This window comes from Halarcobacter bivalviorum (genome assembly GCF_003346815.1).
Taxonomy (GTDB): domain Bacteria; phylum Campylobacterota; class Campylobacteria; order Campylobacterales; family Arcobacteraceae; genus Halarcobacter; species Halarcobacter bivalviorum.
On record NZ_CP031217.1, the window covers coordinates 2,084,568 to 2,097,115 of the forward strand.

The 12,548-nt window shown below is 27.4% G+C and carries 10 protein-coding genes; 6 read left to right on the forward strand and 4 right to left on the reverse strand.

The features are described from left to right. Positions 1-144 precede the first annotated feature (144 nt). Positions 145-852: a DUF445 family protein gene (locus tag ABIV_RS10620; RefSeq protein ID WP_114839854.1), complete on the reverse strand. Its 708-nt coding sequence runs from the start codon at positions 850-852 to the stop codon at positions 145-147. Between the two features lie 127 nt (positions 853-979). Here ABIV_RS10620 and olsF point away from each other — a divergent pair, with 127 nt between their 5' ends. Beyond that, complete coding sequence (gene olsF, locus ABIV_RS10625; RefSeq protein WP_114839855.1) at positions 980-2,686, forward strand: bifunctional ornithine lipid synthase OlsF; 1,707 nt, start codon at positions 980-982, stop codon at positions 2,684-2,686. A 13-nt stretch (positions 2,687-2,699) separates the two neighbouring features. Here the strand turns inward: olsF and ABIV_RS10630 are convergent, their stop codons facing one another. Beyond that, positions 2,700-4,538 carry a sensor histidine kinase gene (locus ABIV_RS10630; RefSeq protein WP_228254295.1) on the reverse strand — a complete coding sequence of 613 codons (1,839 nt, stop codon included), beginning with the start codon at positions 4,536-4,538 and terminating at the stop codon, positions 2,700-2,702. Further along, a complete protein-coding gene (locus ABIV_RS10635) occupies positions 4,522-5,256 on the reverse strand; it encodes a response regulator (protein ID WP_114839856.1) in 735 nt (244 codons plus the stop codon). Before ABIV_RS10635 ends, ABIV_RS10630 begins: the two co-directional genes overlap by 17 nt. Positions 5,257-5,421: 165 nt before the next feature. Between ABIV_RS10635 and ABIV_RS10640 the strand changes: the two genes are divergently transcribed. The 5 genes from ABIV_RS10640 to ABIV_RS10660 all read left to right on the forward strand — a co-directional run bounded on the left by ABIV_RS10640 (position 5,422) and on the right by ABIV_RS10660 (position 10,877). Then, the gene (locus ABIV_RS10640; protein WP_114839857.1) at positions 5,422-7,656 is read left to right on the forward strand and encodes a TonB-dependent receptor domain-containing protein; all 2,235 of its coding nucleotides are present in this window, start codon (positions 5,422-5,424) and stop codon (positions 7,654-7,656) included. Positions 7,657-7,761: 105 nt separating this feature from the next. Continuing rightward, positions 7,762-8,025 carry a hypothetical protein gene (locus ABIV_RS10645; RefSeq protein ID WP_114839858.1) on the forward strand — a complete coding sequence of 88 codons (264 nt, stop codon included), beginning with the start codon at positions 7,762-7,764 and terminating at the stop codon, positions 8,023-8,025. 2 nt (positions 8,026-8,027) lie between these two features. Continuing rightward, a complete protein-coding gene (locus tag ABIV_RS10650; RefSeq protein WP_114839859.1) occupies positions 8,028-9,734 on the forward strand; it encodes a PepSY-associated TM helix domain-containing protein in 1,707 nt (568 codons plus the stop codon). Continuing rightward, positions 9,731-10,054: a DUF3325 domain-containing protein gene (locus ABIV_RS10655; RefSeq protein WP_114839860.1), complete on the forward strand. Its 324-nt coding sequence runs from the start codon at positions 9,731-9,733 to the stop codon at positions 10,052-10,054. Before ABIV_RS10650 ends, ABIV_RS10655 begins: the two co-directional genes overlap by 4 nt. 10 nt (positions 10,055-10,064) lie before the next feature. Further along, the gene (locus tag ABIV_RS10660; RefSeq protein ID WP_114839861.1) at positions 10,065-10,877 is read left to right on the forward strand and encodes a DUF4198 domain-containing protein; all 813 of its coding nucleotides are present in this window, start codon (positions 10,065-10,067) and stop codon (positions 10,875-10,877) included. Positions 10,878-10,902: 25 nt separating this feature from the next. Here ABIV_RS10660 and ABIV_RS10665 read toward each other — a convergent pair whose 3' ends face one another. Continuing rightward, a complete protein-coding gene (locus tag ABIV_RS10665; RefSeq protein WP_114839862.1) occupies positions 10,903-12,540 on the reverse strand; it encodes a cation:proton antiporter in 1,638 nt (545 codons plus the stop codon). Positions 12,541-12,548: the final 8 nt, after the last annotated feature.

Sequence of the window (12,548 nt, forward strand, 5' to 3'; positions counted from 1 at the left end):
AAGTTTATAAAAAAGCGAATGATAGATTATAAAAAATCATAACATTTGCAGATTTATTCAAAAATTAGCAGATTTATTACCATTTGTTGTAAAAAAATGTTGTAAAATTTTTTAATAAGTTTTACTAAATCCCTAATTTAAGGACTATATTACTAATGTTGAGATTAGTCCTATTAGTCCACCAAATACTGCACCCCAAATCACAAGCCATCCTAAATGCTCTTTTATCATATTTTGAACTAACTCTTTTACCATTTTAGGTGTTAATTCATTTAATCTTGTATTTACTATTTTACTTAGCTTTTCATATACATCTTCACTTAAATCTTCAGATGTTAAGGCTTCATTTACTACTGCTTGAAAAGAGTCTGTTTGAGATATTTTTATAATTGAAGCTTTTAGTTTTGCTACAAAAGGCTCTTTTAATGGCTCTAAAGCAGCTTCTCCACCAAACATTCCAAGCATTCCACCAAAAGGTGACTCTACAACTGACTCTTTTAAAGAATCATAAGCAGGTGTAAAATCTGTTTTATTTAAAAGCTTTTCAAAATCTATTGTGCTTTTTGCACTTGAAACCTCTTCTTTAAAAAACTTTGTTAAGTTCTCTTTTGTAAAAAATTCATGCATAAGTAGATTATGAATTGCCTCTTTAAAAGCATCAAACTTCTTTTCAATAACCCCACTTCCATATAAAAATGGAACTTTTTCAAAAAGCATATGAATAGCTAAGGTATTTGTAATTGAGCCACTTAAAGCAAATAGACCAATCATAAAAATTGTATTATTTTCATTTAAATAGCCAACTGCCATGATAAGCAAAGTTACCAAGTTTGTAATATTTGTTCTACTCATAAACCTCTCCTTATTTATTTTTGGATTCTAACATAATTTATGTAAGTTATTAATTACCTAAATACTAATAAGGCTGTAACTTATTTGTAATAGATTTAGCTTAAAATTTCTAAACTAAGGAGTAAAAATGATTGATGTTCAAAAAGAGATAGCAAAGAAGTTTCCAAATATAAATAAAAACCCAAACTTCTTAAAAAAATCTTTAATTAACATTGCTAAAAAAGTTGTACATGAAAACTCAATAAATGAATTTTTAGAAAAAAACTCTCACTTAAAAGGTTTTGAGTTTGTTGATGCTGTATTAGACTATTTTAACTTTGACTATACAGTTTCTAGTAATGATTTACAAAATATCCCAAGCTCTGGAAAGGTAGTGATAATAGCAAACCATCCTTTAGGTGGATTAGATGCATTATCTCTTCTAAGATTAGTAGGTACAGTAAGAACAGATGTAAAGATTGTTGCCAATGATTTTTTAGTAGGAATTGAGGCTTTGAAGTCACTATTTATTCCTATTGATAATTATAAAATGAGACAATCAAAAAAAGATATTCAAGCTGTTTATAATGCTTTAAATAATGATGAAGCAGTTATTATTTTTCCTGCTGGAGAAGTAAGTCGTGCTAGTGCAAAAGGAGTGAAAGACCCTTCTTGGAATAAAGGTTTTCTAAATTTTGCAATCAATGCAAATGCACCAATTTTACCTATTTTTATTGGTGGGAAAAACTCTAAAACTTTTTATACTATGTCTGTAATAAATAAGACTTTTTCTACTCTACTTTTATCACATGAGATGTTTAAAAAGAAATCTACAAATATCAATATAAAAGTTGGAGAGATAATTCCAAATGAGAATATAAAACCCAAAGGTTTAGATAAAAAGTATTTAGTAAACCTTTATAAAAAGCATCTTTATGCTCTAAAAAAAGGGAAAAAATCTTTTTTTGAAACACAAAAAGCAATCGCTCACCCACAAAAAAAAGATGACTTAATCAAAGAGTTAAAAAAAGCAGAACTAATTGGAGAAACAAAAGATGGTAAAAAAATCTATCTGTATGACTATGAAGAGGACTCAATAGTTTTAAAAGAGCTTGGAAGATTAAGAGAACTATCTTTTAGAAAAGTTGGAGAGGGAATAAATCAAAAAAGGGATACAGATAAATATGATATTTATTACCAACACATCATTCTTTGGGATGAAAATGATTTAGAGATTGTTGGTTCTTATAGAATAGGAAATGGTAAATTTATCAATGAAAACTTAGGAGTAAAAGGTTTTTATTCAAATACTCTTTTTAGATATAATAATAGCTTTGTTCCATATTTAAATGATTCAATTGAATTAGGAAGAAGTTTTGTTCAACCAAAATATTGGGGAACAAGAGCTTTAGATTATCTTTGGTATGGAATTGGTGCATATTTAAAAAATAATCCTCAAATAAAATATATGTTTGGTCCTGTCTCTATTTCTGGAAGTTTTCCAAGTGCAGCAAAAGATTTAATGATTTTTCATTATTCATACTACTATTCAAATAATGAAGAGTTAGTTGAAGCAAAAATTCCATATCAATACTCTTCTCATAGTCAAGACTTAAAAGATATATTTGAATTTAATGATAAAAAAGAGGATTTCAAAATCTTAAAATCTAGTCTTAATAGTATAGGAGTTGCTGTACCAACACTCTTTAAACAATACTCAGATATTTGTGAAGAAGATGGAGTTAAATTTTTAGGTTTTAATGTTGACCCAGACTTTTCTGATTGTGTAGATGGTTTTATTTTAGTTGATGTAAGTAAGATCAAAGATAGTGCAAGAAAAAGATATATAGGATAAAACCTATATATCTTTATAACTCATTAATTTTAGCTTTTATAATAAACTTTGCACCAGCTTCATAAAAATAATCAATCGTTCCAAAAAGTTGAAACTTTACAATTGTATTTATAAGTTTTAAGCCTAAAGTTTTACTATTAAGTGTCTCAAAATCAGCTTCTAAGCCACCTCCATTATCTTTTATACTCATTACTAAAAATTCTTCTTTTTTATGGATTGAAATCTCTAATTTTGGATTTTCATTTTTACAAAAAGCATATTTAAAAGAGTTTGTAATAAGCTCATTTAAAATAAGTCCACAAGGCATTGCTTTTTCTATATTTAAAGCTATTTCATCCATATCAATTTTTACATTAACTTTATTATTTATATCATATGAATGAGAAATAACTCCCACCAAATCCTTTATATAAGTTTTAAAAGGAATATCATTTATATTTTCTGATTCATAAAGTTTTCTATGTAATAACTCCATAGTAAAGATTCTTTCTTGAATATCAACTAAGACTTTTTTTGTTTTTTCATCTTCTATCTCTTCTTGTTGAAGTTCAATTAATCCAATTGTTAAAGCAAGATTATTTTTAACTCTATGATGTATCTCTTTTAAAAGTAGTTCTTTCTCTTCTAAGGATTTTGTTATCTCTTGAGTTTTCTCTTCAACTTTTTTATCTAAAATTTTAATATTGTTTTCAAATAAATCTAACATAGAGTCAAAGGCTTGTCCTAAAATACCAATATCATCATCACCTGTTACCTTACTTCTTATATTCTTTTCTCCTTGATTAACTTTTATTGCACTACTTGTGATAGTATCAATGTTCTTTAAAATTCTTCTAAACAAAAGAAAAATTAGTAGAAAACTAACTGCGATAGTAAGAAGAGTTTCATTAAGTAAAGAGATTAAATCCTCGCTATTTCTATTTATAATCTCCTCTTTATTTATACTATAAACAAGAATAAAATATCTACTTTTAGTAGAATCTAAAGTCAGATTTATAACCCAAGTTAAAACCTCTTTATCCTCTATTTTATGTTCAATTGGTTTTTTTTCATCTGCTTGAAGTATCTGTTTTAGAGTTAAATTTCCTGTTGGAAGGTTTTCTACATTTGAGAGATTACTTAAAACATACCTTTGTTTTCTTTGTTCTTCATTATGAGAATAAAAACTTACCCCATAATCTTTAAACTCAGGATTTAACCAAAAAAGAGCTGTTTTAGCATCACTTATTGTTGAACCTAAAACTAACTTTTCATGAAAATGCTTTTTTAAATCTTTCTCAAAAGAGTTATGTCCAGGATTTAAATTTGCTCTACTACAAGCAAGTAAGATTTTAGTTTTATTTTCTAAAAGAATATTATAAAAATAGTTTTTTGTTTTTCTATAAGCTTTTGAAACAGAAGCCTCTTCTACTAATATCCATTTTTCATAAAGGTTTGAGTTATCAAAAACCTTTATTTTATTGATTTTTTTAAAAATAAACTCTTCTTTTTCAATCTTATAAGAACATTTTTCAAGAAGTTTATTTTGAGCAAAAAAAGTAATTAACTCTTGCTTATCAAAAATATTTAAAAGCTCTTTATTCTTTTTTAATTCATGGGCAATTTTTTCTTGAGTAAGTTCAACTTCAAGATTAGCTTGCATTCCAATTGATTTTCCTATAATCATAAACTGATTTTTTATAATCATCAAAGTTCTAGTAATTTGTTCTATAACCTCTTTTTCATTTTCATTATGAATTTTTGGAAGGGTTAAAAGAGTTCTTATTCCATAAATGATAAGTATCATAATAAAAAAAGAGAAGACTACTTTTGTAGTAAAAGAGTAGTTTTTTAGTTTAAAGATTCTTGCCAACTATCTTTACCCTATAACCTTCTTCATATAAGTTTTCAAAAGGATTAAATCCTATTTTATTTTTTAATCTATAAATTAAAGACCTTAATTTTGATAAATCATAAACATCTTCTCTCCAAATAAAATTAAAAATAGTGTCAAAGCTTATTACCTTACCTGCGTCTTTTGTAAGTATTTCAAAAAGCTTTCTCTCATTTTTAGTTAGTTTAAAAACCTCATCATCTATATATAATTCAGAAGTAGTTTTATCATATTTTGCACTATTTCCTAAATATATAAAATCACTTTTCTCTTTGGTTAAAACCTTTTTATTTTTAAAAAAGAATTGATGTTTATGCATTGCTGTATTTATTGCTACTTTGAGTTCCTCATCTCTACAAGGTTTTATTAAATAAGCATAAGGCTCAGCTTCCATAGCTTGATTTAAAATATTATCATTATAGTATGAAGTTAAAAAGATAATTGGAATATTAAAGTTTTTCCATAAATAGTTTGCCACATCTATTCCTGTCTTTTTTGCATTTAAATTTATATCAATTATTGCAATATCAGGATAAGTATTTTGAGCATTTAAAATTGCATGTTCAGGAGAAGTTGCTATTCCACTTACATTTAATCCTAACTTCTTTAACTTCAATTCCATTGCCACAGCTAAAATTGGTTCATCTTCAACAATAAGTACATCAAAGTTTTTATTTGCTAATAAATTGCTTGACACTTTTTAAACCTTTTATTTATATTCTGATAACTATTCTCAGTATTCTATTTAAAAGTAGATTAATTTAAACTTTTAAATGATTTTGATACCAATTATCAAAATATCATTATTGTATCATTTTTTCTTATTACAATACGATTAACAATTTTTCACACAAGGATTAAAATGAATTTAAAAAGGAAAAGTTTACTTTCATTTGTAGCAGTAGCTGCATTAAGTAATCTATATGCAAATGAATCAAACCTAGGAAATGTCACTGTTACAAGTGCTAGTGGATTTGAGCAAAAACTTGTAACTGCTCCTGCAAGTATTTCTGTTATCTCACAAGAGGACTTAAATAAAAAGCCCTATACTAATCTTTTAGACGCAGTAAAAGATATTGAAGGTGTTGATATTGGAGAAAGCACAGATAAATCTGGACAAGGTACAGTTAGTATTAGAGGTATGGGATCTGATTATACATTAGTACTTATTGATGGTAGAAAACAAAACAATAATGGAGATATCTATCCTAATAACTTTGGTGGTTTACAATTTGCAAATATTCCACCTTTATCAATGATTGAAAGAATTGAAGTTATAAGAGGACCTATGAGTACTCTTTATGGTGCTGATGCCATGGGTGGGGTTATTAATATTATCACTAAAAAGATTTCTAATGAATGGACAGGGTCTATTACAAAAGGACAAACTTTTCAATCAAAAAGTTATTGGGGAAATCAAGCTACTACAGATGTAGCTCTTATGGGTCCAATTATTGAGAATAAATTAGGATTAAGCCTAAGAGGAAGTTATTACGATAAAGAGAAATCAAATCCAGAATGGGACAAAGATACATTTAACAATAATGGTGTAATTGAAGACTCTAGTAAATCAAATGATAGTTTTGGTGGAAATGGTAAAACTATGGATAATCAAAACTGGACTCTAGGAGCTGGTTTAACTTTTACTCCAACTGATAACCATACTATTAGAGCTGATTTTGATATTGCAAAACAAAAATATGATAATACAGAAGGTAGTGTTGGAACACTAGATTCTTATGAAACTTTATATAAAAATCAAAGAGTTGGTTATGCAGAATATCAAAGAATGCAAAGGGAACAATACTCTTTATCTTGGGAAGCAGATTGGAACTTAGGTAAAAGTACACTTGGTATTCATCATATAGAAAGTGAAAACTTAGGAAGAAGTTTACCTTTAACAGCTGACCAAAGACAATATATAAAAGATAAGAAAGGTTCTTGGGCAGATTTAGATGCAGCTTTAGCAGACCCTGTTTTTGCAGCTTTAATGCCAAGACCAGATAGAACATTAAAATCAAAAAACACTACTTTTAGTGCAAAATATGAACTTCCTTTAGATAAACACTATCTTGTATTAGGAACAGAATATTTAAAAGCTAAAATGCAAGATGGTGTTTTTGGTATGAATGAAGGAAAAACTAATGGAGAAAAAGAGTATTATCAATACTCATTTTTTGCAGAAGATAGTTGGAATTTAGCTGAGTTATTAACTCTTACAATTGGTGCTAGATATGATAAACATGAAGATTTTGGAAGTCATGTAAGTCCTAGAGCTTATTTAACTTATACACTAAATGATAATTGGACAATTAAAGGTGGAGTTGCAACAGGATATAAAACTCCAAAAACTTCTGACTTACAAGAGGGAGTTACTGGTTTTGGTGGACAAGGTACTTCTCCTTTTATTGGGAATCCTGATTTAAAACCAGAAGAGAGTTTAAGTAAAGAGATTGCAGTTTATTATGAACACCCAGATAGACACAATTTCAATATAACACTATTTCAAAACAACTTTAAAGATAAAATTGAAGATGATGATGCAATTGGTGGAATCTCTCAAGAGTGGATTGATTTAGGTTATGATCCTAAAATGAAACAAAATGTTGGAAAAGCTGAGATTTTAGGTCTTGAACTTTCTGGTAAATATTTTATTTTAGATAATTTATCAATCAAAGCAAACTGGACATATATGGATTCAGAGATTGAATCAAGTGAGGACTCTACAAATGGAAGACCTCTAACAAGTAGTCCAAAACATATGTATAGTGCAACTTTAGATTATCAAGCAACTCCTAAATTTAATACTTATTTACAATATTCAGGAGAAAAAGATAGATTCAATACAAGATATAAATCAGGGGATAAATATAAAGATTTATACTACAAAGACTACTCTATTTGGAACTTAGGTTCTTCATTTAAAGTAAATAAAAACTTAACTTTCAATGCAAAAGTTAATAACTTATTTGATAAAGACTTTATGGAATACAATGCTGTTGCAAAGGGTTCTGGAAGAACACCTTATTACTACAACCAATATAGTAATATCACAGCTGGTAGAAACCTTTGGCTTAGTCTAAATTATACATTCTAAACTCATTAATGTCTAAGCCTTTTGCGAATTTTGGCTTAGACATTAAACTATCATTTTCTAGTCATTATCTATGACTAAAATATCTAAAAAAATTATGGAAGTAAAATGGAAATACTTAGATTAATAATTGCAGGAGCAGGAGGATATTTATTAGCCTCGTTAGTTACAGTCACACTAAGCCTTGCTCTACCTTTTTCAAATAAGATTGAAGCTATCTCTTTTTCAACTATGCTCTCTTTTTTAGTTTGGTTAAGCTTTATTCTTTATTCATACTCTAATATAAAATTAAAATCTCTATTAATACAGTTAAGTCTACTTTGTGCAAATCTTTATTTAATCAATACCTGTTTAATAGCAATAAAGGCTTAAGTATGAGAGAAAACTTTAATGAATCAATGAGATGGCTTCATACTTATAGTGGTCTAATCTTAGGATGGCTTTTATTTGCTATTTTTGTAACAGGAACAAGTGCTTATTATAAAAATGAAATTACTTTATGGATGAAACCAGAGTTTCATAAATCAATAGCAAATGAAAAAACTCTTGATATTGCTATTGATAAAGCAATTAAAAATATAGAAACAAATGATAAAGTAAGTGTTGTTTTACCTAATAATAGAACTAATCTCTTAGCTCTAAGAGTTGAAAATAATTCAAGTAAAAAACAAGATAGAAGAAGAGTGCCAGCTACTTATTATAATGCAAGTAGTGGGGAAAAGATAGAAGATAAAACAAAAACAGCAGGTGGAGAATTTTTATATAGATTTCACTTTGAACTTTATAATATACCTAGAAATATATCTAGATGGATTGTAGGAATTGCTACTATGGCAATGTTTGTAGCTATTATCACTGGAATATTAATTCATAAAAGAATCTTCAAAGATATATTTACATTTAGACCTAAAAACAATACAAGAGGTTGGATGGATGCACATATTCTTCCAGCAGTAGCAGCTTTACCTTTTTTAATAATGATTACTTACTCAGGACTTATACTTTTAGGTGGAACTTTGATGCCTTGGGCAATAAAAACTTTTTATGGAGATGATTTTAGAGCTTACAAACAAGAGTATATAAAACTTCATTCAATAGATACAAAAAAAATAGAACTTCTTAAAGCCTCTATTAGAGAAGAGGAACATGAAAAAGAAGCCTCTATTTATAAAGCAATAAATACAAAAGCACTAAGAGAAAGTCAAAATTCCAATAATGCAAAAAACTATAGTTTTATAAAGGCAAAAAAAGAGCTTTATAAATATGGATATAAAGAAGAAAATATCATAACAAAACAAAGACTTCAAGCCATAATAAAAAAAGCAGATGAAATCTGGCCTAATAATATTGGCTCATTTACACTTATAAAAGAGAAAAACAATAACTTTTCAGTAGAAATTAGTCCTAAAGTTGCCACAACTATATTTAACTACAAGATGCAAAGAGAAGTTGCTATTTATGATGGAAAAACTCTTGAACTTATTAATAAATCAGAACTTCCTATTCTAAGTAGTTCAATTATAAATACAAGTACCTCACTTAGAAGTTTACATGAAGCAAAATTTGCTGACTCAACTCTTAGATTTATCTTTTTTATCTCAGGAATTTTAGGAATTATTCTTGTAGGAACTGGACTTATTTTATGGACACAAAAAAGAAAAAAGAAAAACTTAGTTAAAAAAAGTTTTGGTTTTTGGCTTGTAGAGAAACTAAATTTAGGAACAATTGTTGGGATTATATTAGCTCTTGCTGTTTATTTTATTGCAAATAGAGTTATTCCTTTAGAGGAGATAAATAGAAGAGAATGGGAGATAAATGCCTTTTTTATTGCTTGGTTTTGTTCATATGTTTATGCTTTTTTAAGAGAGACAAACAAAGCTTGGAAGGAACAACTTTTATTAACTGCGATTTTATTTTTAGCCTTACCTATTATAAATGTTTTTACAGTTTTAGATAGTTTTTCTCAAGTTTTTACAAGAGATTCTATCTTTATCTATTTTGATTTGTTTTTTATTTTTATGGCTTTAGTTTGTTTACTTATTAGATTTATCTTAATAAAAAAACAAAGGAGAATAAAATGATATTTCTTGCTAGTTTTTTAACCTATTTAGGCATGCTGTTTTTCTCTTTTTCTTTAGAGAAACACTATAAACAAATTTTAAATAAAACAATAAACAAAAAAATAAAATATTTTGTAAAAGCTTTAGGAACAATATTTTTAAGCCTTTCACTTTATATTTTTATTCAAGTACTTACTTATTCATTAGCAATAACTTATTGGCTAGGTTTATTAACTATTGTCGCAATTTTTATTGCCTTTATCTATAGCTATAAACCTCAACTCATAATCAAAATATCTGTTTCACTTTTAGTTTTAACAGGAATAATAAATCTTATATAAAAGGAAAAAAATGAAGATAAAAAAACTATTATTAATAGGAGCAATAACTACAAGTAGTTTATTCGCTCATGGACTTTGGATAAATGCTTTTGAAGCAACTTCACATGGAAGTAAACTTGTGACTGTAGGTTTAGGAACTGGACATAACCCAACAATTGAAGACTCTATTTCTGATAGAGTTGAGCTTAACTCTTTTGATTTAATCATGCCAAAAGGAGAAGCTATTGCTTTAGAAAAACCTAAAAGAGGTTTAGAAGAGATTTATAATAAAGATAATCTAAATATTATCCCTAGTAATCTTGCTATGCAAAAAATCTCTTTTAATAAAGAGTCAAAAGAAGGTACTTATACAGCAGCTTTAGCTACTAAAACAAATACTTTTATTAAATATCTTGATAAAAATGATAAAGAGAGATTTACTACAAAGGCTAAAGAGGAGATTAGAAATCTTAAAGAGATTTTATCTACTACTAAAAGTACAATTTATGCAAAAAGCTATTTTGTAAACAAAATTTGGAGTGAACCAAAAGCAATAGGACATGAGCTAGAATTAATCCCTACAAGTGATATTTCACAACTACATATAGGAGAGACTATTACTTTTAAAGTTTTATATAAAGGTAAACCTTTAGAAAGTGGATATGTTACAGCTAAAAGTGCTTTAGCAAAAGAAGATAATGCTCTTTTTGCAAATGTTAGAAAAGGTCAAGCAAAATTTGTATTAACAAACTTTGGGCAATGGATGTTTACAATACAAAATAAAAAAGAAGTAGAAGGTATTATTATTTCAAATACAGCAAGTGCTACAATAAATATAAAGTAGGAATTTTCCTACTTTATAAAGAGGATTAATCCTCTTTTTGCTCTTTTATAAAATCAACTTTACAAATTTTTGTTTCATTAACAAGAGCTCTAGCAACTACATCATCTTCAACAATGATATGCTCTAAGTGTAAAGACTCTAACTCTTGTTTTTCACTAAATCTAGTTACTTTTACAATAGTTTTTGTATTATGAGTTAAATCATCAATAACCTCACAAATTAAATGAAGTTTTTCAGGGTTATCAATAGCTACTATAACTGCACAAGCATCTTTAATATTTACAGATTCTAAAATATGTTTATGAGCTGCATTTCCAAAGATGATAGGCTCATTATCTTTATATCCTATCTCAAAATATTTTAAGTTGTGTTCAATAATTACATAATTATGTCCATCTTCTCTTAAGTTATGAGCAATCTCTTGACCTAAATGTCCAAAACCTAAAACAACGATATGACCTTTTGTATCTTTGTCAATATTATATGTTTCTGGTAATTTAAGAGTATCTTCTGTTAGAAGTTTAGCTGCTAATGAAGACATATTTTTTAAAATAATTGGTGTTAAAATCATTGAAATAACAATAGTTACAATAAGTATCTGAGAATAAGTTGGATCAATTAAACTTCTACTTCTTGCAAGCTCTAAAATAGCCAGTGAAAACTCTCCAATTTGGACTAAAGAAATTGCTGTTTTAAAAGCAACTCTTTTTGTATCATCAAGTCTTACAAGTAAATAGATGATTAAATATTTTAAAGATACTAAAACTGGTAATAAGATTAAAATAATTACTATATTATCTGCAATAACTTTGAAGTTAATCTGCATCCCTACTGTAATAAAGAAAACTCCTAATAAAAGATTTCTAAATGGTGTAAGGTCAGCTTCTACTTGATGTTTAAATTTTGTTTCACTAATCATCATACCAGCAACAAAAGCTCCAAGAGAGTAAGTAAATCCAAAATAGTGAGCTAAATATGAAGCTCCAATTGCAACTAATAAAACAGACCCAACAAATAGTTCATCAGATTTTGATTTTGAAACATGTTCAAAAAATGGTTCTAATAAGTATTTTCCTACAATATATAAAAGTGCAAGTAAAATACCAGCAGCAACTGTTGTTTCAAAAACTAGTGAAGTTATACTTTTATCATCATCTGCTGCAAATAGTGAAATCATAAGTAAGATTGGAATTACAGCAATATCTTGCATAATTAAAATTCCAAGAACTCTTTGTCCATGTCTTTTTTTAATCTCATTATTTTCATTATATGTTTTTAAAACAATGGCTGTTGATGATAAAGATAAAGCAGCTCCAATAATAAGAGAAGTTCTAAAATCAAAACTAAAAATAAACATACAAATAGTAATTACAAAAGCTGTAGTTACTACAATTTGAAGTGTTCCTGTAAAAAACACCTCTTTTCTCATTCGTTTTAAATGCTCTAATGAGAACTCTAAACCTATGGTAAACATTAAGAATACTACACCAAACTCTGCAATCTCTTTTAAATCATGATTATTTACAGCCGCGTGTAAATTAAAAGCATAAGCAATAATTGTACCTGTTAAAATGTACCCAATAATTGTTGGTAAATGAAATCTTTTTAAGATAAGATTAACTACTATTGCTATGAATAGTGTCCAAACGATAATTCCTAACATCTCTTCCT